The sequence below is a fragment of the Flavobacterium kochi genome, from assembly GCF_048286715.1.
GTDB lineage: Bacteria > Bacteroidota > Bacteroidia > Flavobacteriales > Flavobacteriaceae > Flavobacterium.
Window position 1 is genome coordinate 1 of record NZ_JBLVPW010000018.1, and the last position, 21,707, is coordinate 21,707.

The 21,707-nt window shown below is 35.8% G+C and carries 19 protein-coding genes; 2 read left to right on the top strand and 17 right to left on the bottom strand.

Annotated elements, in window-relative coordinates:
* Positions 1–131: 131 nt before the first annotated feature.
* The 5 genes from tamL to ACNQGH_RS15745 all read right to left on the bottom strand — a co-directional run bounded on the left by tamL (position 132) and on the right by ACNQGH_RS15745 (position 10,989).
* On the bottom strand, positions 132–2,423 hold the full coding sequence (gene tamL / locus ACNQGH_RS15725) for a translocation and assembly module lipoprotein TamL (protein ID WP_417956975.1): 2,292 nt from the start codon (positions 2,421–2,423) through the stop codon (positions 132–134).
* Entirely contained in the window at positions 2,416–7,416 is a 5,001-nt protein-coding gene (locus ACNQGH_RS15730; protein ID WP_417956976.1) for a translocation/assembly module TamB domain-containing protein, read from the bottom strand. The genes tamL and ACNQGH_RS15730 overlap by 8 nt, the downstream gene beginning before the upstream one ends.
* A gap of 182 nt (positions 7,417–7,598) precedes the next feature.
* Positions 7,599–9,281, bottom strand: coding sequence for a Na/Pi cotransporter family protein (locus tag ACNQGH_RS15735; RefSeq protein ID WP_417956978.1), 1,683 nt, complete (start codon positions 9,279–9,281; stop codon positions 7,599–7,601).
* A gap of 134 nt (positions 9,282–9,415) precedes the next feature.
* A complete protein-coding gene (locus ACNQGH_RS15740; protein WP_417956980.1) occupies positions 9,416–10,228 on the bottom strand; it encodes an NIPSNAP family protein in 813 nt (270 codons plus the stop codon).
* A gap of 71 nt (positions 10,229–10,299) precedes the next feature.
* The gene (locus ACNQGH_RS15745) at positions 10,300–10,989 is read right to left on the bottom strand and encodes an aspartate/glutamate racemase family protein (protein ID WP_417956982.1); all 690 of its coding nucleotides are present in this window, start codon (positions 10,987–10,989) and stop codon (positions 10,300–10,302) included.
* Positions 10,990–11,331: 342 nt separating this feature from the next.
* On the opposite strand from ACNQGH_RS15745, the gene ACNQGH_RS15750 reads away from it, so the two are divergent.
* Positions 11,332–12,180 carry a transglutaminase-like domain-containing protein gene (locus ACNQGH_RS15750; RefSeq protein WP_417956983.1) on the top strand — a complete coding sequence of 283 codons (849 nt, stop codon included), beginning with the start codon at positions 11,332–11,334 and terminating at the stop codon, positions 12,178–12,180.
* 34 nt (positions 12,181–12,214) lie between these two features.
* On the opposite strand, the gene ACNQGH_RS15755 is transcribed toward ACNQGH_RS15750, so the two are convergent.
* The 5 genes from ACNQGH_RS15755 to ACNQGH_RS15775 all read right to left on the bottom strand — a co-directional run bounded on the left by ACNQGH_RS15755 (position 12,215) and on the right by ACNQGH_RS15775 (position 16,336).
* Positions 12,215–12,769, bottom strand: a complete 555-nt coding sequence (locus ACNQGH_RS15755) for a hypothetical protein (RefSeq protein WP_417956985.1) — start codon at positions 12,767–12,769, stop codon at positions 12,215–12,217.
* Positions 12,770–12,868: 99 nt separating this feature from the next.
* A complete protein-coding gene (locus ACNQGH_RS15760; protein WP_417956986.1) occupies positions 12,869–13,789 on the bottom strand; it encodes a helix-turn-helix domain-containing protein in 921 nt (306 codons plus the stop codon).
* 70 nt (positions 13,790–13,859) lie between these two features.
* The gene (locus ACNQGH_RS15765; RefSeq protein WP_417956987.1) at positions 13,860–14,870 is read right to left on the bottom strand and encodes an aldo/keto reductase; all 1,011 of its coding nucleotides are present in this window, start codon (positions 14,868–14,870) and stop codon (positions 13,860–13,862) included.
* A 287-nt stretch (positions 14,871–15,157) separates the two neighbouring features.
* Positions 15,158–15,634 carry a DinB family protein gene (locus ACNQGH_RS15770; RefSeq protein ID WP_417956988.1) on the bottom strand — a complete coding sequence of 159 codons (477 nt, stop codon included), beginning with the start codon at positions 15,632–15,634 and terminating at the stop codon, positions 15,158–15,160.
* Between the two features lie 264 nt (positions 15,635–15,898).
* Positions 15,899–16,336: an acyl-CoA thioesterase gene (locus tag ACNQGH_RS15775; protein WP_417956989.1), complete on the bottom strand. Its 438-nt coding sequence runs from the start codon at positions 16,334–16,336 to the stop codon at positions 15,899–15,901.
* Positions 16,337–16,598: 262 nt separating this feature from the next.
* On the opposite strand from ACNQGH_RS15775, the gene ACNQGH_RS15780 reads away from it, so the two are divergent.
* Positions 16,599–16,979 (top strand): hypothetical protein, encoded by a 381-nt coding sequence (locus ACNQGH_RS15780; protein ID WP_417956990.1) that lies wholly within the window; start codon positions 16,599–16,601, stop codon positions 16,977–16,979.
* A 45-nt stretch (positions 16,980–17,024) separates the two neighbouring features.
* Here the strand turns inward: ACNQGH_RS15780 and ACNQGH_RS15785 are convergent, their stop codons facing one another.
* From ACNQGH_RS15785 to ACNQGH_RS15815, 7 genes are all read right to left on the bottom strand, one after another.
* On the bottom strand, positions 17,025–17,708 hold the full coding sequence (locus tag ACNQGH_RS15785; RefSeq protein WP_417956991.1) for a 2'-5' RNA ligase family protein: 684 nt from the start codon (positions 17,706–17,708) through the stop codon (positions 17,025–17,027).
* A 62-nt stretch (positions 17,709–17,770) separates the two neighbouring features.
* Positions 17,771–18,331, bottom strand: a complete 561-nt coding sequence (locus ACNQGH_RS15790) for a TetR/AcrR family transcriptional regulator (protein ID WP_417956992.1) — start codon at positions 18,329–18,331, stop codon at positions 17,771–17,773.
* Positions 18,332–18,432: 101 nt separating this feature from the next.
* Positions 18,433–19,494: an MBL fold metallo-hydrolase gene (locus ACNQGH_RS15795; RefSeq protein WP_417956993.1), complete on the bottom strand. Its 1,062-nt coding sequence runs from the start codon at positions 19,492–19,494 to the stop codon at positions 18,433–18,435.
* Between the two features lie 157 nt (positions 19,495–19,651).
* Entirely contained in the window at positions 19,652–20,623 is a 972-nt protein-coding gene (locus ACNQGH_RS15800) for an NAD(P)-dependent alcohol dehydrogenase (RefSeq protein WP_417956994.1), read from the bottom strand.
* A gap of 44 nt (positions 20,624–20,667) precedes the next feature.
* Complete coding sequence (locus tag ACNQGH_RS15805) at positions 20,668–20,934, bottom strand: YciI family protein (RefSeq protein WP_417956995.1); 267 nt, start codon at positions 20,932–20,934, stop codon at positions 20,668–20,670.
* Entirely contained in the window at positions 20,897–21,049 is a 153-nt protein-coding gene (locus ACNQGH_RS15810) for a hypothetical protein (RefSeq protein ID WP_417956996.1), read from the bottom strand. The genes ACNQGH_RS15805 and ACNQGH_RS15810 overlap by 38 nt, the downstream gene beginning before the upstream one ends.
* An 87-nt stretch (positions 21,050–21,136) precedes the next feature.
* Positions 21,137–21,631 (bottom strand): hypothetical protein, encoded by a 495-nt coding sequence (locus ACNQGH_RS15815; protein ID WP_417956997.1) that lies wholly within the window; start codon positions 21,629–21,631, stop codon positions 21,137–21,139.
* Between the last annotated feature and the right edge of the window lie 76 nt (positions 21,632–21,707).

A 21,707-nucleotide genomic window follows, 5' to 3' on the forward strand; every position in this document is an offset into this window, starting at 1 on the left:
ATTAAAACATTTATGAGCAAGTTCGGAATAAACCCTAACAAGAAAAAAAATAAGATTATCTTTCGCAAACTGTTAGACTTTGGTAAAATTGCCGCTTAAAAAGTACCGAAGTATTGAGTAATTAATTCTAATTAAAATGGATAGCCGATCGCTAAATTAAAAACTAAATTTTCTTTTCGCCAGGTTCTATTTCCAAAATTGATCTGATCTAAAACCCATCTTTGTCCATCCGGTAAATAGGGTTTCCGAATAGGGAAGGCGAAGTCCGTTCTAAGAATTAGAAAAGAAAAGTCAAAACGCAATCCAGCTCCGCTTCCAACGGCTAATTCGTTGATGAATTTTTTAGAAAATTGTGCACCCGGTTTTTCAGGATTATCTTTCAACAGCCATATGTTTCCAGCATCCAGGAATAAAGCTCCTTTGACCAAACCATAAATTTTAGCTCGATATTCCGTATTAAATTCCAGCTTTAAATCTCCTGACTGGTCTGCTAAAAAACTGCTGGCGGTGGCAGAACCATCATAAGTTCCGGGACCTATGGATCGTGCACGAAATGCCCTTAAACTATTCGTCCCACCGATAAAAAACTGCTTTATAAATGGTAACTCATTCGAATTTCCGTAGGCAAAGCCTGCACCTACAATAATTCTGCTGGCAAGCTGGGAATCAGCCCCTAATTTTAAATAATGTCTGAAATCATGTTCTATTTTTATAAATTGGCTAAAAGGAACATCAAACAGTTTGATGGTATCTCCCTTTCTTACGTTTGCTCCTGTAGCTAATCCGGCTATATTTCCGGCCAGGTCGATACTTCCTTTATAGTAATATGTGTTTTTCTTTCTTTTCTGTAACGTGTTGGTGTAGGTATAGGAATATGTCGGTCCAAAAATTAATTGTTTCTCGATTACTTTCCCCAGCGATGGATTGGCTGCAATTTGCTCCTGGTATAAAGGAGTTACATTTTGGGGGCTGGCATAAGTGATTTCAGTAACATTTAATAAATGTTCTTTTTTCTCGCTTGCTTTCCATAAATAACCAAAGGATCCTTTGAATGTCTGCAACGAATACAATTTGGTTCTGTTTTGAAATTCGTAACCAATTGTAGCTTTCGTTTTAGGCACGAAACCACTGGAAGATCTAAGCTTAAACGGCGAAACAAATCTGGGCCAAACTAAATTGGCTTCGGTTCCGACACGATATACATTAAATCCGTTGTTCTGTCCGGAAACCTGTACTTCAAGACCCCCAAAAGCAGATATAGTCAATAATTCAGCGCCTCTAAAAGCGTTCCGATTGCTCCAGTTTAAATTTAGCTCGGTCCCGGTATAATTAGCAGAATTGGTTTTTGCCTTTACTTCCAAACGAAGTGATTTTTTGGGTAATGGTGTAAGATAATAATACGCATCCAGATAATTTCCTATGGTATCGGAAGGTTTAAACTGATTTTTAACGAATTTGAAGGTACCCAAATTCACTAATCGATTCAAAGATAAATTATGATTGGTACGGTTGTATAAATCTTCTTTTTTGAAATATAGAGCACGGTCAAAAATTCGGGGTTTGAATAAATTTTCAGGATCTATAATGGTAAAATCATTGTATTTTTTGATGGAACTGTAATTGGTTTTCACACTATCTGAGCCAATGGAATAATTGGGGTAAACAATAATCTTATTGATTCTGAATGGTGTCTCGGCCAGTTTTGGAGTTTCTTCTTTTACTTTTACGATAAGATCCACCTGATGATCTGCAACAGTACTGTCGACCTGTACTTTGAGATAATCGGGGTTGAAGTAAAAAAAACCTTTTTCCTTTAGTCTGGTATCAATACGGATTCTTTCTGCTTTAATAACATCAAGGCTGTATCCGTCGTCTTTTTTTAATAGACTTCTGCGTCGGGTATTGCGGACAGCGCTAGAGATTATGGATGAATCCGTGGGGAATTTTACCTCTCTGATTTTATATTGTTTACCTGGTTTTATACTATATTCCGCTGTGGCTTTTTTACCATGACGGGTTGAATCGGCTGTAGTTCTCGTATTGAAATAACCAGCGTTTTCAGAAAAATTCTGTAAAACACTTTTGCTGTATTCCAAATCAACCTGACTGTATAAAACGGGAGGTTCACCCACTTTATTTTTCAACCAGTAACGCCACCCTTTTTCTTTTTTTGGTGTTCCCGCTAAATTGTAGAGGTATAGTTTTGGTCTCAACCCCAGAAAAGAGGAGTTGGGTTTTGGTCTGAGGATGTCTTTTAATGCCGTTTTTAATGCTTTTTTCTCTTTTTTAGTTATTTCATTTCCTTCCACTTTGACTGTGGCGCCAGTATACAGCAATTCTCCTTCGGCTAAAAATTTTGTACTGCTGCAGGATGAGGCAAACAAGGCTGAAAAAAGAAAATATAGTAAATAGCGCTTATTCATCAGATTTCTTTTTTGATTCTTTTTTTAATTTTTTTGATTTTTTTTGCACTTTACTTTTAATAAATAATTCCTTGAATTTATTGTAATCCAAAGTAATGATAAAAGCAATTCCGGTCTCCACAACTTCCCCTTGGAGCGCTACCTGATATTTGCTTATTCGATAAGCCCGAATTTTATACCTACCGTCTTTTGAAAGTTGGTAATCTAAAGAAACATCACCGGCTATATTGTTTGCATTTTGATTGACTTGTTGTGGACCTTCAATTCCAAAACTGCTGCCGACAGTAACTTTCAATCGGTCGTTCAGTAATTTTTTGGAAATGCCTACATTCAAATCGGTTTTATTGGCTCGTTGTCCTGTTGTATAATCGTCAGAAGTATTCAAATCAAAATTAAGTTCCACACCACTGATTAAATCGCCTGCGAGATTATTCAGTTGCTGCGATAAAATTTTACTGGCACTTTCTCTGGCTAATGAAGAAACGTTTGCTCTTCCTGCTTCACTTGCAAATGGATTTTCTCCGATAAAACGATTCAGTAGGAGTAAGGCAAAAACCTGTTTGTTCAATTCATCGGGCTGTTGGCGTAATTGAGTCAGTTTGGCTTGCGTGGTATTGATAATTTCAGCCGAAACGCTATTGTTTCCTTCTGGCAAAACGATATCAAACGAAATGGTAGGTTTCATCAATTCACCAGTCATTTTTAATTTTGTTTCAAAAGGAATTTTTTGTTTGTAGGTATTTCTAACTTCGGCCGTAACAGTTCCTAACTGGTCATTAACCAAATCAATTGGCGCTGCTTCAGTCTTATAAATTGCGGTGATACTTATGTCGGCCGTGGTTGGTTCTCCCGTCCAAAGAATATAACTGCCGGGCTTAATATCGAATTTTCTTTTTATCGAATTAAAATTCATTTCGTAACTTCCTTCGGATAATTCATATCTTCCCGTCAAAGTTGTTTTTCCAGAGGGATCAATTCCACCGTTCAATTGCGCTTCCCCCTTTAATTTTAGAAAATCCCCGTTGGCCTTGTCTATAACCAGCGATATTTCAGCCTCTTTATCTATTTCAATATTTACCGAAGCATTGAATCCTTTTATTTCCGATTCACCGGTAAATTCCGCCAGAGCAATATTTTCCATTATTTGGGGATTGTCCTGATCAATGAATTCTACAATGCCTTCCCTGTCGGCAATGGAAGGATCAGATTGCGGTATCACAACAGTAAATTTAGTATCCTTGTTAATTTTTATATTTCCTTCCACAACCGGATTATCAAAATTACCTGATATTTTTAAATGATTGTCCAGGTACAATTCACCATAATACAAATCATTGTCTTTGGCTTTAGAATTGATGGCTTTGAAATTGTCGGCGTCCAGGGCCAGGTCAAAACCGAAATTCCTGAAATTCTTACTGTTGATTTTTCCGTTGATAGTTAAATCATTGTCTTTTTCATCTTTTATAATAAAAGTATCGAAAAGAATAGCGTCGCCTGTAAATACGATTTTGTCATTTGCAGACTTGAAGGTTGAGTTGAGTTGAGTGGCTTTGAAGCCAATTTCATTAAATTGCAATTCCCCAATTACTTTTGGCTGAGATGTATTGCCTGTTATTTTGAAATTTCCAGTAAAAAAGCCGGTACTTTCTTTTATATTATCTAATGTAAAGCCCTGAATACTTTTTAAATTCAGTTTTTCAATAGCAAGATTCATATCAAAAGTGCTGTCGCTGGTTTTATAATTTCCGTCCAAATTGACCTGGTTTCCTTGACCGGTAATCGAAATTACGGCATCATATCTATTGGTAATGGCATTGTTTACTTTTATGCTAATCGTACCGACTGTATCTTTTTTGAATGTAAAGTTTTCAATATTTAAATCCGAAGTAAAAAGAGGTGATGTAGCTGCATTTTTAACCAATGCATTTCCATTGATTTTACCACTCAGCTGTAAATCCTTTTTTTCGACCATACTCGTAATGGTTTTGATGTCAAAATCCTTAAAATCAATGGCGATTGGCGCATTTGTTTGTTCAGATTGTGATTGTATACGGATGCTGCTCCCTTCTTTACTCAATTCGAAATTATCGGCGTAAATTCCTTTTTTGCCAAAACGAATTAAATTATCTTGAGATATTTTCCACGATTCATAGTTGAGCAACAGTTTATCCGGATCAAGACTTACTTCGTTATTTCCGTTTGTTGCCTGTAAAGTGCCGCTAATCAGGTACCTTTCTACATCTTTTATATCTTTTAATTGCAGGGTGTAATCCAGGACGTTGTTTTGCACTTTTCCTGAAATATTGGTGTAAGGCAACTGAATTTGTTTGTTTTGAATATCGTCTACAATCAAACTGTACACTAGGGCTTTATCTTTTGTATCTACTTTGATAACGGCATTTGTGATGGTGTTTTCTCCGTATATTAATTTTGGAATTGTGCCATTAAGCACGATAGAATCGTTAACGGTATTATAGCTTCCACTAATGTTAATAGGTTCAAGACTTTTCAATTCAGGAATAAGTTTCAATAGAATAGGACTGTCCTTTACACCAACCTTAAAAGCAAATTGTTGTTTTTCAACAGCGGTTTTTCTCGCATACGGTTTGCCGTCATAATACTTTGCAATAGAATTAGATACAGCCGTAGCTATTTTTGACAACTTGTATTTTCCATTTACTTCCCCATCTAAAAAAGGGGATTTCAATAGTAGTGTATTCTTTTCAGAAGTGGATGTTGCAACAATACCAATAGAATCAATTGCAAATTGTTCTTTCGCATTGGCTATGGTTATGCTGTGTGCATTTAGAGTTCCGTTGAGATAATCTAAATTTGCCGATTGAATATCGGCATCTACAACACCTCTTATTTTCATTGGACCGGCATGCAGATTCAGTTTTTCCAGATCAGCGATATCAACATTCAGTTTTAATTTGCCAGTTGGATATTTATCTCTAAAACTTCCGCTACTGACTAAATCAAAAGTCAGATTAGGGTCTTTTGCGAAAGCGGTTGCATTGAAATTCCCGTTGTGGATAGTCCCTTTTGCGGTCAGATTTTGATAGGTATATTTATTATAATAGGCTTCTAGAATAGTGCCGTTGAAAGAAGCCGTAGCAGTTTTTAGATTGGAACCACTTCCTTTTATGTTGGCTTTTAAAGTAACTTTTCCAATAGAATCGTTTTTGATAAATTTCCCTAATTCAAAATTAGTCAGTTCCATTTGGGCATCGTATTTATCCTGATTTTTTACGCTCCGGTCATAGGTGCCCTTGATTTTTGCATTTCCGTAACTACTTACCAAATTCATATTGGTATTAAAATTAGTAATAGTTCCTTTGAAAGTTCCTACTGCACTGAATTGCGCAGGCAACTGAATTGAATTTGGAATCGTTCCCGGAGGTAAAATTCCGTTAAAATCTTTCGAACCGGATTGCAGGTCTTTAATGTTCAAATCAAAGTAGGCTTTGTTGACATCCGGCAAACCTATAATTCTTCCGCTTGCAGCCACTTTTGTGGTTCCAATGCCGCTGATTTCGATAGCGGGAAATACAAAGTTTTTTAATTTTCCGGAAACTTTACCATTGACAAGCAGTATCGCATTGGGATAGCTCATGAAAGGATTGGTTTTCGATACCATGGGAGCAAAAAGCAAAATATCTTTAACGCCCAATTTACTTTTCTTCAAATTAGCCATAAGACCTAATTCTCCTGGATTTTTGGCTAATGATTCAATTGAAGGATACCCGATTAGAATTTCATCTCTCAATTCAGTCTGAGGTGTTTTTAAATATAATTTTTTAAGTGAGGCATTTCGTTTACCGTAGAAAAATTCAGCATTGAACGATTGCACATTCAAACCACTTTTCTCTCTAAAGGTTAACGAATTTGCATCTCCGGAAATTTTTTCCGGATTGTAATATAAGGCATCGACCTGTAAGTTTAATTTAGTGAAGTTTAAATGGTTGTAATCGATGCCTTCCTTAGTTGCGACACTGTTATTGTTGTCATAACGGAAGTTAATTCGTTTAAATGCTGTTTTATTTACTTTTACTTCCCAGTTGTTGGCGTCTGTGTAAGATTGATTTTTTGCATTTGTCGGGTCTTTTTTTCCAAAGGCCAATTCCCCTTCCACACCTGTCAAGTCGATACTTTCGATTAACAGCAGTTGATTGTTGAGATCAATTTTATCGATTTTGGCTAACAGTTTTTTCAAATAGAAAGTAGTGGATAATTTGGTTTCGTCACTCTGATAATCGAAATCAATTTTAGATAGATCAATTTCGCCCAATTTTAATTTTAAGATAGATTCCGGAGCATTTCTTGCAGCAGCAACTTTGGTTTTATTGGATATTTGAACCAAACCTTGTTTCAATTTAAACCTCAAACCATTAATTGTAGCTTTCGGAATTTCAAAATTCATTTGATCCAGATCAAAAGTTTTTATTGTTGTTTCAAAATGATTTAGATTGGCCTTTAAATCGTTTTTTGTAACGGCATCATTATACTTAAATTGTATTCGGTCAAGGGTAATTTCGGCTATAGAAAATTGCATGGGAGGGGAATCGCTCTTTTGTTTCTCCGGCGAAGCAAAAGCTTTGAAGATGTATTCGAAATTAAAAACTGCTTTTGAATCTCTATTTAAATTGGCAGTAATGCCTTTGAGCTCAAGGGAATTGATTTCTATTTTATTATTCATCAATTGCAACAGACTAATATCAGCAGCTAACTGCTCTCCGGCTAAAAGGGTATCTTTTTTTTGATCTTGAAAATAAACACCTTTGAGTATTATTTTTTCCGGAAACCCAATTTTTAATGTGTCAATGGCAACTTTGGTTTTAATTTTGCCTTCCAGATAAGTTACTGCTTTTTGTTTGGCGAAATTTTGAACGGATGGCATTTGAATAGCAAGAAGCAACAATAAGAACAATACGATTATAGTTCCTATTATCCAGAGGAAAATTTTAAAACTTTTTTGTACGTATTTTTTCAAATGGTCTTGATTTTAGGTCTAAAATTAGCCAATTTAGACTAGAAAAGCAATTTATGGTCTAAATTGAATTAAACGCAAAGGTGAAAATTTAAATCAGAAATGCTTTATATAATTTGGATATTAACTTGTAAAATTATTGGATTAAAGTAATGCAAAAACAATTCTATGACCGGATTAATTGATCAGGTTTTGTAAATTGGAATCTCATTAAAATATTCTGCTTGTTTTTCATCCAATAAAATTTCCTTTACTGCCATAAGCATCGCTTTATTCGAGGTGAAAAGTTCGCGGTTAAAATTGATGACTGTAGTGATGTCAATATCTTCAATGGATGCGTTTTGTACCTCTGTGTAAAAATTATTCAGAGCAGCGCTATAATTATTTTGAATGGAATCAAACAGATGCTGTAGTTCTTCAAAGCTTGCTTTTTTATCCTCGGAGAGAAAGGCATTCAGCTGATGGTACAGGTTTTCGGTTTCTTTTTTATGGTGTATGAAAAAATTGTACTTGATGTCTTTTGACGAATGTCTGAGGTTCGTAATATTGCTTCCAATGTCTTTCACGCTTTTTACGGAATGCATGGAACTGCGTACGGCAGAGATCAGCTGGTTGAGTTCAGCCTGTTTTTCTCCTTCCAATTTTGTTCTCAGTTCCAAATAAAAAACCTGTAACTCGCCTTGTAATTGTTTCAGAAATTCATATTTTTCTTCTTCGGTTTTAGAAAGGAAATTTCTTTTCTCATTGATGGCTTTATATTGAGTGTTTTTCTCAAGGGAAAGTGTATTTATCCTGAATAATTCCAGATTAAAAAGCATCGAATTGTGAATGAAATATTTTGTTTCTCTTCGGAATAGATCGAGTGCAGTTTCGGGTTCATTAATAGAAGCATGGCTTATAAAGGCAACTGTTGACCCATTGGAATTTTTAAAAAAACGTTCTAAAAATTTGGTAAATATTTCAAGGAAGGGAAGGAATAGTACAATGGCCAACAGGTTAATCAGGCTCGAAAAAGTGACCAAGCCAATCAGCGGATCTTTGATGTTGAAAATATCAGTAATCAGTAGTAGAATTGGTCTCAGTAATACAAAGGCAACTGCGGTACTGCAGATATTGAAAAGCAAATTGCCAAGTGCCACCCGCTTTTTGGAAGCATTGCCACCGATCGCACTTACTACTATTTTAATTACGGTACCGGTTTCTGAACCCAAAACAATTGCGGCTGCCATGGGGAAACCAATCGCTCCGGCGTGAAGTGCACTCAATGTAAGCGCCATGGTCACGGTACTGGATTGGACGATTAAAGTAATTCCAAATCCAATAAGTAAAAAAACGATGAGCGGCATTGTGGCATATTGAGAAAAATCAAAATGCTGTACCTGGGATTCCATAGCTGTTTTCATAAAGGAAAGGCCGATGAACAATAAGCCAAAGCCTAAGAGAAAATAAGAAAGGTATTTTATCGTTTTCCGATTTTCAAGCACGATCAGCAAAAAACCACCCAAACAGACTGCGGGATAGGCTATTACTTCAATATCCGTTTTAAAACCCAGCGTTGCGAACACCCAGTTTGCCAGCGTGGTGCCCAGATTAGCACCCAGAATAATGGCCAGGGCATTTTTCATCGTAAAAACACCGGCTCCCACAAAAGCCAAAACCATCATCGAAACCATCGAACTGCTCTGAAGAACAGCAGTTACAATTGTTCCGCCAGCGACTGCACCGATGTTGTTTTTTGTAATGCGCTGAAGGAACAATTTAAAACTTCTCCCGGAAAGATTCTTTAATGATTCTTCGACCAGATACATGGCAAAAAGGAATAAACCTACACCAGCAGCGAGTTTTAGTATTGCATTGAGCGTTTCCATAGTATTAAAGATACTTAAATTAAGTTGTATAATCTTTGCGAGAATGCGTATTTCTACTCTTTGAAAATGAATTTTATAATTCCTAAAATAAAAAACAGCAACTTTTTTAGGGCTTTAATTTTGGGAGTAAAAAGCTAATAATCAGAATACGCGGTCGGGTATAAAAAAGTAATGTCTATGTGTGAAACATTGTTTTTGTATTTTTCCATCGCGAGTAGTCCTTTCCATTCAGGTGAAGCTGAAAAGGCTTTCCAGTGCTCGTCTCGGCTGGCCTGATCTGTAAAAGAGGTCATATACATCAGGTTTGGCATTTTAGCTCCCGAAATCACTTCTCCATAAAAAACAGCATTAAACACAAGGCGGTCAAAGAGCTTTACTTCCCCACCGGCATTGAACATATCTATTTTATTTCGAGAGATCGCTTCGGTTGCTGATTCGTAACTTCTTAATTCATACACCCGGTCTGCTCTTGGACTATTCAAAGTCGGAGTTTTCATAACGGGATGATCAACGAATGCTTTCAATAGAACAGATTCGATACGCGCATAAGGCGCCTGTTTATAAGTCGCATTCAAATAATCTGCTCCTGCGGTTAAATAGGTTTTGTCTTTAGCCAGCTTTTCTTCCAATCCCAGCCATTGTGACAGAGACGAAAATGGAATCAATACTATAATCTTTTTTAGCGTATCTGTAGCATTTGGCTTTGGTTTGAATACGCCTATATTCTTTATTCCCAGTTTTTTTAATCCTGGCAAATAGGCTTCCTTTAAATAGTTGTCGGTGGCTCGTACCTGCTGTTCTGTATTCAAAATATACGTTTTGAGTTGGTAGAATTCCCTTGAAGGAGTTACCGGTTTTGCTGCGATTTTAGAATCAGAAGTTATTGTTTTAAAGCCACTGATGGCTAAGGCGATACCCATTAGGAATAGTAATTTTTTTATTTTCATAGTTTATTTTTGATTTGTGTTTGATACTATTCGATTTAATAGTAATTGGGAATGAATCGCGGAGCGCCTTTTCAGCTCAAAGCAAATGCTACTGCAGCTGCCGAATGAATTATAGCGGTATCGAAAATAGGAACGGCAATGTCCTCTTGCTGGATTAATAATGGAATTTCAGTGCATCCCAGAATAATTCCCTCAGCACCATTTTCTATTAATTTGTTGATGATGCTGATGTAACGTTGTTTCGTATCGGTGTTAACGATTCCTTTTCCAAGTTCGTGGTAAATCGTATCCTGAATAAAATCTCTGTCTTCCGGTTCCGGTATGCAGGTTTCAATATTTTGATTACTGAGTTTAGCGGTGAAAAAATCCAGTTCCATTGTGAATTTAGTTCCTATAAGCCCCACTTTAGACAGATTAAGTTTTTTTATTTCTTTTGCAGTTTCAGTTGCAATATGAATTACGGGTATAGTCATTTTTTGCTCAATTCTATCTGCCAGAAGATGCATTGTATTGGCGCATAAAACAATTGCCTCTGCACCGCTTTGTTGCAGGTTTTCACAGGCCTCTGAGAGCATGATAAAGGTGGATTCCCAATCATTGTTGTTATTGTTTCTTATAATATCGGCATAATTGAAAGAATGGATTACGCATTTGGCATAATTGATACCTCCGAGTTTTTCGTTTACTCCTTCATTAATAAGTTTATAATAATCAGCAGTGGAAACCCAGCTGATCCCACCAATAAGTCCCAATGTTTTCATCTCTTTTTGTTTTTGTTTTTGTTTTTGTTTCAGGATTTTTTTATCCAACCGAATTCTAGTTGTTTATAAAAGTATAAAAAAAAACAGAACTTTATGAGCGTTTGTTTGCAATCAATAAAGTACAGCCTGTTTTCTGAATGATTTTAAAATCTATTTATTGTAGTTTTTTAATGGTGGTTTTTTCTACTTTAAAATTGCGTTTTTTCTTTTTTTAGAGACCAATTGATACAGCTTAATTTTTATTATACGGCCTTATTTGATAATCTGATAAAAAACAAAATGTGACAGGAATTAATAAAAAAATGGACGTCCGCAGCAATTGTAAATGGGTATATTTACAGGATGAGATTTAAAGTATACAGTGAGTTATCCTACGAAGTTATTACTGCAACTACCTTTATTTTTAATATACAGGCAGCAGCATCTGCCAGCCAAATAATTATTTCAGAATCCCTGGCTATTATTCCTGCCATGCCATTTGAGGAATTTACTTTGAAAAATTCAAGTACGCGGTTTGTGAAAATGGAGGTAAACCAAGGCCAGTTTTTTACAATTATATATCAGGCAGAAATCGACGTTTTTCATACAGTTTATCATGAAAAAACACTTGTGCAATCAACACCAATTATAAAACTGGACAACGAAGTAGTGCCTTTTATTGCTCCAAGCAGGCATTGTGAATCGGATAAATTATCAGAATTTGCCACTAAAGAATTTGGATTTTTACCCAATGAATATACTACCGTCAAAGCTATAAATGAATGGATATTCAAAACGATTGAATACAAAACAGGCGTCAGTAACGCAAGTACTTCAGCATGTGATACGTTGCTCCGAAGAGAAGGCGTTTGCAAAGACTTTGCACATTTGGGAATTGCCTTGTGCAGAGCGTTAGATATACCGGCACGCTATTTTACCGGTTATGCCTATAACCTTAATCCACCTGATTTTCATGCATGTTTTGAAGCTTATATCGGTGGACAATGGCTGTTTTTTGATCCAACAAAATTAGCTTCTCCTAACGGGTTAGTAAAGATTGCAAATGGGAAAGATGCTTCAGAAGTAGCAGTAGCCAGTTACTTTGGGGATGTTAATTGCAGGTTTATGAAAATTGAATGCCATTGCAGTACAGCTGATTTTACGCCTTTTAATTCAGGAGTTGATACAGCAGTAGCAATTTCGTATGATTGAAAATCTATATTTTAAATATTTTATTAGAATAGTTTTAATCTAAAATTTTTCTGACTGTGATTCGATTGTCGTCTCCCATTTTCCAGATTTCCCCAAACAAATTAACTTTCTCTCCAATTTTAAATTCACGGTATTTGTTAGCACTTCCAAGGTTGGGAATACTGATTGTAGCAAAATAGAGGGTGCCATCGGCTGTTTCTATTTTGGCAGTATAGCCATCTTTTCCTTTTTCGATCGATTGTACCATTCCGGTGATTTTAGCTTCAGTATGATCCTTTTTTTTCAGTTCAAGTATTTCTCTAACCGTCATTCGTTTTTCTTTTCCCATTTTCCAGACTTCTCCTTTTACAACAAGAGTATCTCCAATGGCAGCCTGTTTGAATAATTGAGGGTTGCTTAAATTAGGAATGCCGATTGTTGCATGATGAATTTTACCTTTCGCATTTTCAATTGTTGCGGTATAGCCATCTTTGCCTTTCTGAATCGCTGAAACTTCGCCGCTAACCGTAGTGGTTTTTACTAAGGAGCACGATGCGAAGCTTATGATAATTAGGCTTAAAATACTTTTTTTTAATGGGAATAATTTCATGTTTATTGTTCTTTTTAGGCAGTTTTGTACCAGGTAATATTCGCTAAATGTATCATTACTTTTCACAAATACAATACGCTATCGATAATACATTTATGTTTAATTGAACGTGTTTCTAAATTCCAAAGGCGAAACATTGGTTTTACTTTTGAATAATTTACTGAAAGACTGTGGGTATTCAAAACCCAATTGGTACGCTATTTCACTTACGGGCAAAGAAGTTGTGGTCAAAATTTCTTTGGCTTTTTCAATTAAGGTATTGTGAATGTGTTGCTGAGTGCTTTGTCCTGTGAGTGATCGGAGCATATCACTTAAATAATTTGGCGAGACATGCAATTGCGCTGCGATATAGTGAACCGTTGGAAGCCCAAATTCATGGACTTTGTTACTATTAAAATAATCCAGGAGCAGCGCTTCCATAGTACCCAATACATCATTACTGGCCTTTTTACGCGTGATAAACTGTCGGTTATAAAACCGGTTGGAATAATTGAGTAATAATTCAATATGGGATAGAATTACATCCTGACTAAAACCGTCTATTACAGAACAATATTCGGTATATATATTTTGCATAATGTCCGAAATCATTTCTTCTTCTTTATCCGAAAGATGCAAAGCTTCATTTACCGCATAAGAGAAGAATCCATAGTCTTTGATACTTTTGGCCAATGAATAACTTTGGATAAAATCAGGGTGAATGACTAACCACAATCCCGAAAGCGCTGTGTCTTCATCAATCACAGCAGATATTACCTGACCCGGTGAAAAAAAAGTCAATATACCTTCGTCAAAATCATAATAGTTTTGGCCATATTTCATTTTACCCTTGAAATCCTTTTTGGTACAAATCGAATAAAAATTGTATACGACAGTTTTTAAGCTTTCATCAAAATGGCACTTTATTTCATTTAGATTGATGACGCTCACTAATGGGTGCCTTGGTTTGGGTAATTCCAATAAACGATGCAATTCAGAAATGGAATTGATGATGTACGGAGTATAGGTCTCTTTTTTCATGGTATGAATTATAAATACAAATAGGAAAAGCGAATCGTAAAGATAGCTTTTCCTATTGAATAGTATTGTTTTATTGGTCGATCGCTGCCATATTAGCAGCATCATAACGAGCGCCTGTACGGGTTCCTAAAGGGATGATGGTTTCTAAACGGTTCAGATCTTCTGCGCTCAATTTAATTTCGGCCGCAGCATTGTTCTCTTCAACATAATTCATGCGTTTGGTTCCCGGTATTGGTACAATTCCTTTAGAAACAATCCATGCAATGGCTAATTGTGACGGTGTGATTTCTTTTTCATTGGCCAAAGTTTTTATTTCATTTACCAGCGCAATATTTTTGTAAAATTGTTCGCCTTGAAAACGCGGTAAACTTTTTCTGAAATCATTATCCGGAAAATCATCGGGACTTTTAATAGCTCCGGAAATAAATCCCCTTCCTAATGGCGAATAAGCCACAAACCCGACTCCAAGATCCTGAAGCGTTTTTAAAATTCCTGTTTCTTCCACGCCTCTTTCAAACAAGGAGTATTCTGTTTGTACCGCAGTCAAAGGATGAATTTTATGCGCTTTTTTTATAGTCTCCGATGAAACTTCCGAAAGTCCTATGTGACCTATCTTTCCTTCTTTCACCAGTTCTGCCATTGCGGCAACAGTTTCTTCAATTGGCGTGTTTGGGTCTAGTCTGTGAAGGTAATACAAGTCAATATAATCTGTCTCCAAGTTTTTAAGCGAACGCTCTACAGCTTTTTTTACATAGTCTTTTTGACCGTTTATTTGCCAGGTCAGTTGTTCATTATCGTCAATCTCGTAACCAAATTTAGTGGCAATAATATATTTATCTCTATTTCCTTTAATGGCTTTGGCGATGCGTCTTTCATTTAGTAATGGGCCATATAAATCGGCAGTATCTAATAAATTATACCCCAATTCCAATGAACGGTGAATGGTAGCGATAGATTGTATTTCGTCCGCTTTTCCATAAACATCCATTCCGGCAATTTGGGTCATCCCCATACAACCCAATCCTACTTTTGGAACTAAAAGTCCTTGACTTCCCAGTTCAATTTTTTTACTGCTATTCATACTTTTTTATTTATTTGATTATAAATTAACAATGCAAATGTCAGTACGATAGGTGAAAAAAAAGTAACTCAATCTCTTATAGTTGTATCCAAAATGGGGATGGTTGGTTTTGTCCTTATTTATTTTTATTTAGGGACTACTAAGTAAATCGTTGCGCAGGAGAGATTTGTTTCCATAATCCAAATCATTTTTTTTTATTTATTTAAAAAGGGAGAGTCAGTACTAATTTTTAAACTGAAAAATTGAAGTCAGGGCTGCGGGAAACAAGGGGTCTCTTAGCAGTACTTTTATTGCAACAGGTTGCGTTTCAATTTCTCAATTTGTCTTTGGTGCCGTAAAATATGTACGATGGCATGCTCCATTAATTGTTCGATATCGTAGAGTTGTTTCCACGAAGTCACTATTTTTTTGGATTCATAAAGTTGTTCCAGTTCGGAATCTTCAATGTCTTTAAAAACATTTTCGGTATACACGATTAACTTGTTAAAGTCTTCTAGATACTCCTTAATGCTTATATGAAAAACTTTATCCGGCCGCTCCATGTTATGTCCTTTCAGGTTATGAATGTATATTGCATAACCGTAACCAGAATTTACCATGTGAGATAAAATACTTTGAATAGATTTGCAGTTCTTATCAGTTGTTTCAGGGTCTACTATTCTAGTCAAAATAGTGTCAGGAATATCTTCTATGACTTTTTTAAAATCTAAAATTGCCTGTTCATATACGTCAAGCAATGCTCCAACTGCTCCCTGTCTGTTCATACTTGTCCTGTTTTTATTTAAAATACAATTTGTCTAATAGTTTTAAATGAGTCTGATCTTCTTAAAAAACTCATATGAAATAGGATAAATTGAATAATAGTAGTAAATGTAATCCTTTTTTATCAACATTAAAAAACACTTTTAAGAAGAATACTCAGGTCTGCTTAAGTATATCCTTTGAACCAATACATCTAAATCATTTTATTGGAGAAATTGAAAATAACAGTCTTGATGAATACCTGTTATTTGCCACTTTTTTTCTTTTTAAAGACTTACGAAATCATCACTTTTAGGAAAAATACTCAAAGCTTCAATTGCAATTTCAGGCGTTGGAGAAGCTAATTTGCGAAGTTTGGTGTCCATCCAGGCACCATCGACCGTTATGGTTGCGCACAGTTTGTTGTCTTCATTCAAAAACTCATGTACAATAGACCAACGCGAAGCATCGGCTTTCATTTTTGAGGTTTTGGTGTGCATAAAAATTTTGTCTGAAAGCTTTATTTCTTTTCTAAAAACACATTCTTCCCTAAAAAGAATCGGACCAAAATTTTGGGCTTGCATCACCTTCATCGTTAATCCGAGACTTTCCAGAATTTCGATACGATGCTGCGCTCCAAAATCATAATAAGCACTATGTCGCACATGGAAATTTGGGTCAAGATCAGACCAACGAAAAGATAATTCTTTGCTAAATGAAGTCATAATTATTTATTTTATAATTGTTTTTAAGGTGCTTTCCGGATTAAATTAGTTACGAAAGAACACCAATTTTAGAAAATCGAAAATACAAATAAAAATGCAATGTAATAATGGGAAACCTTGCTTTTTAAGGCTTTTTTATGATAATCAGGTAAAAGCAAATGGAGCGTTTGTTGGTTATTTGATTAAAAAAATTAATCTGGCCTATCTTTTGTATTATAAAAAACGATTATTCAATTCTGAATAATAAAAAGAAGTAAGACGGATGAAAAAAACAATTTTAATGCTATTGATTACCGGCGGTATGTATGCTCAGGAACAGGTGTTTAACGTTCAGCGGTATTGCATAGATGAGCAACCTTTCAAAAAAGGAAGTTGTGATATTACGGGAAACGAATATTCTTTCGTGTTTTTAGATACTAAAAAGAACAATGTGGTCTTCTTTCTCACTGAAATGAAATTGAAGTATAAAATTATTAAATCAGCTGTTTTTTCTTCCGATCCTAATTATACGGTCTATACTTTAGAAAGTGAAAAAGAACAACTGGAGATGAGAATAAACAAGCAGAGCACAAAGATTGAATTTCTGTATCCTAATAATCACATTTATTTAACAGTTGGGAAATCTACTAAGGAAGTAAATTAAATGAGCTAAAAACGGCTTTGAACAAAATTTGTTCGCTGCTGTTTTTTAACCTGACTTAAATTCATGTAATGCTTTGACAAATTGTTCACGTTGATACCAATCATTATAAACCAAATGATATTTTTCAATTTTAAATTTTCCGAAATCAAAATTCCGATACTTTTCTAAAGTTTCAATCAACTTTTCTTTATTGATGATTTCTTTTGTAAAGCGTGCAACTGTTGCATGAGCTATCTGAATAGAATAGCGTTTGTCAATACTTTCTTCCAAGCCCGAATCCATGAAATTTGTCCTTAGATTACTTCTTAAATCATTCAGGGAATTAGTAGTGGTAAAACCCTGTAGCATTATAGCCGATGGGGAAGCAGTGATGCCTTGAAAATTAATTTCCAGATCAGGTATTCCGACAAGGCTTTTTTCTATAATTTTCACATAATCCGGAATCGAAATGTTTGCCAGATCAAAACCATCATAACAGGAAATAATGGATAATACCGTAATGTGAATATCGGAACTGGGATAATAGTAGTGCTCTGGATCTATTTGCTTCAGTTCGTCCAGAAAGCCCTGAATGTTTTTTTTGATCTGGCTATCCGGTCGAATCAACAAAGTAACACCAAATCTATTGTCTGAAAGAGAATCGATCTGATTGTCAATATGGTAGGAGTCTGATGCAATCTTTTTAACAGATTCGTTGTATAGTGTATTATAATGTTGTTTTAAATCCATTCGTTTAATTGTATTTTGTCGTTTAGCCATTGCAACTTTTCCGAATCAAATGGAGTTTGCTTTTAGGTGATCATATCCCAAAGTAAGTCAAAAGTGTCATTGATAACCTTCTCTTGTTTGGGTTTTGAAAATTGTTTTGCAACTAAATAGTGGTTGCTGCTGAAGGTGTGTCCGCTGAGGAGTATAAAAATGAGGTCAACATCCAACGGCTTTATGATTTTGTCTTTTATTCCATTTTTCAAAAGAGCTATAATTGGCTTAATGTGTTTCTGAATTTCTTCTTCTGCAATTTGTTTTAAATAAGGCGAAGAGTTGAATTGTTCAATGAAACGGAACTCTGTCTTGTGTTTTAATGCCCAATGGAGCGTAGCAGAATAATATCCTTTCAGAATTCCCTGCAACGATTTTTCGTCTTTAATTGTTTCTGAAATGTGTCCGTTCAGACGGCTTTTAATGTCAATGTACAAAGTCTTAACCAGTTCATCTTTTGTTGGAAAAAAATAAAATAAGGTACCGCTGGCGATACCTGCCTCCTTAGCAATTTTACTTGTGGGTGTATCATGAAAGCCAAACTCAACAAATAGGTTGAGTGCCGCAGCTAATAATTTTTCTCTCTTGTCCATTCTTCTGATTTTGTTTTTCAATAAGGGTAAACCGCTAAACGGATTTCAAATTCATACAGTCTCATTTCGGTATCGCTTTATTCAGGCCTAATTGATTGCAGCTATTTTACATCTTTCCACCATTGGGAAAACTGCTGTTTCGTATCTTTTAAATTTACTTGTTCCCCAATCATTGGTGTGATGATGTTTAGGTTTTCTTGTTTGTTATTTTTTGTTATCAATTCCAGAGGTTCATACCAAGGATGATTGCCGAGAGCAAACTTTGAAGAATGGACCGGAAAAATTCGTTTGGCATTTAAGTCTTTTGCCGCCTGCAAAATTTCATCTGGCATCATGTGAATGTATTTCCAGTTCTTATCATACTGACCGTTTTCTAAAATTGCCAAATCAAATGCGCCAAAAGTTTTCCCGATTTCAGCAAAGTGTTTGTCGTAACCGCTGTCACCACCGAGGAAAATTTGCATCGTTGGTGTTTGCAAAACATAGGATGTCCAAAGCGCCTTGTTTCGGGTTAATCCGCGACCTGAAAAATGCCTGGCAGGAACGGTATATGCAGTAAAACCTTCGTCTAGATTTATTTTCTCGTTCCAGTCTTTTTCAATGATTTTATTGGTGTCAAAACCCCAATATTCAAAGTGTTCGCCGGTGCCAAGTCCGCAGATTATTTTTTTGATTTTGGGTTTTAGTTTTAATATTGTTTCGTAATCCAAATGATCCCAATGGTCGTGCGAAATAAAAAGATAATCAATTTCGGGAATGTCTTCCGTTGCGTAACGGTCGGTTCCTTTGAAGGCTTTTGTTGAAAATGAAAATGGAGAAGCAACGCCACTTAAAACGGGATCAACTAAAATGCGTTTTCCGTCAATTTGAATGTAGTAGGAGGAATGCCCAAACCAAACCAAAATATTTTCTTTCAGATCAAAATTAAAAAGATCTGTTTTTGTGGATGGAATTTCGTCTACCGGTGAAACATTCTTATGCTGCCCAAAAAAAAACTCTTTACCGACAGTATAATAGTTTGCACCTTCGGTGAGATCGGGAGTGATGCTTTGGTTTTGGAAAGAACCGTTTTTATAATTTGGCGACTGTTTAATTCTCTCCAACCGTTTGCCAGCAGGCAGTTTACCGAATTTGGCTTGTTTTAAATATGAAAATACACTCATAGGTAATGGGATAATTAAAGAAACTAAAATAAACACACCTGTATTACTGACTAATCAGTCAGCAAATATAAGCCTATTATTTCAACTGGCACTAGTTTTCTAAATTTTCTTTTGGGGTATACGTCCTGTGTATTTTTGTTTCACTCAATAGTTAGCTTTACTGATCATTCTTTAAAGTGATTACAACGTTTCCGGTTTTTTTTCCTGTTTCGACATACCTGTATGCTTCGGCAATTTCTTCCAAGGGGTATTTTCGATCTATGACGGCATTGAACTGCCTTTCTTCAATGAGTTTTTTGATTAATAGCACAGTCCTTTTACAGTCCGTAGGAATTGGAAATATGACTTTTTTGTTGCCTGCTATCGGTGTAATAACCGCAAAAAGTAGGTTTTGAGCCATCCAGCCTAATTCTGATGAAATGTATACTCCTCCGGATTCTAACAAGGGTTTGCACTTTGCAAAAGAACTTTTTCCGACGGTGTCAAAAATAAAACTATATTTTTCATTGGATTTAGTAAAATCCTCTTTTGTGTAATCAATTACTTTTTTAGCCCCCAACGATTGTACTAATGCGGTATTTTTTGTATCACACACTGCAGTCACATTTACACCATAGTAGTTTAGAAGCTGAACCGCTGCAGAACCAATAGCCCCTGTTGCACCATTGACGATAATTTTTTGCCCATTTTTAAGGGTTACCTTATTAATCATATTATAGGCATAATGCGCCCCTTCCAGACTGGCAGCAGCTTGATCGTAAGTTAGGGTACCGGGCATGGTTGCTAGTGGGGCATCTTCGGCAAGTGTCATGTACTGTGCATGAGAGCTTAAACCACGGTCGTCAAATCCAAAAACCTTGTCTCCTGTCTTTAATGAGCTAACGTCTTTACCAACCGCTTCAATCAGGCCTGCAAAATCGGTTCCCAGAATTTGTTTATTTGGTTTAAGTAGTCCTGTGAAGAACCGCATAATAAATGGTTTTGCCCTAAGCATTGCATCGTCTGTCCGATTAACAGTTGCGGCATATACCCGTATTAGTACCTCATTGTCTTTGGGAGTAGGTTTTTCTACTTTTTGGAGAGTAAGCATACCCGGAGATCCATATTTTTCATAAATAACTACCTTCATCGTATTCAAATTCGCTTTTTTTAATCTGCTTCCTGGCAGTTGTTTTACTTTTCTTTTGGATATACAAAACCCGTTTCGCTTTCGGTTGTTTTTATAGGCCTGACTTCAATGGTTGCTGATTCAACATATTTAAATTCAGGATTGTCTTTTGCAATTTTAATTGCTTCCTGAATGTCATTGGCTAAAATATGGTAATACCCAACTTGAATTTCTTCGTCAGTTGTAATATCTTTTTCTATCCAATCGTTGTTAGACTTTTTAATAATTATGCCTTCATGGATAAGAGGTTGTGCCGCTAAGTTTATTTTCACTTTTTAAAATCCCGATGTAGGTCTCACATTCTTTAATAAATGTAAGATGTTCGTCAGCGGTTACTATTTTTTTTGCATCCTTTTTATTTCGGATGTATAACATAAACTCTTCCATTCTGATTTATTTTTTACCTGTTTACTTATTTTACCATAAAATGAGCTGTCTAATGGAGACTTGCTATTGTGTTCTGAGGTCCAGTTTTTATGCAGTGCGCTTACCCAATAGATGCGTTCTGAAAAAATACCTCCAAGGCATAGCCACAATTGGAAAAACAACCCATATAAAAACACGAGTCATACCTTCAGCAGACGAACCAATTAATTCGTTTTTTACCCACAGGGGATAGGCAACGACAAAAAGCCAGGCCGTTTTGTATACAATTTCAAACAATACTATAGGTAACATTTTGAGAGGACGGAGCATTCCGATGAAAGATATGACAGAGTAGGAGCCCCACATACACCAGGCAGCAGCATTCGCATTGTCCCAAGGACCAGTATGCTTAAGAATATGATTCCACGATTCATAGGTAAGAAACAGAAACATTAATGTGAAAAGTAGTCTCAGCAGGTAGATATTTATTCTGGGAACGCCTTCGTAATGTTGATAATCCCGTTTGAATAGATTCAATACACTAAAACGTGATGAAGGTTTAATACTATCTTCTGCTTCTGTGGGCAGGTTGAATGATTTCATGATAATTGGTTTTAGTTAAAATAGGCATTTTGTAAGCAGAACAGGGTAATGTAAAGCTAACTTGTTGTAATTCAGA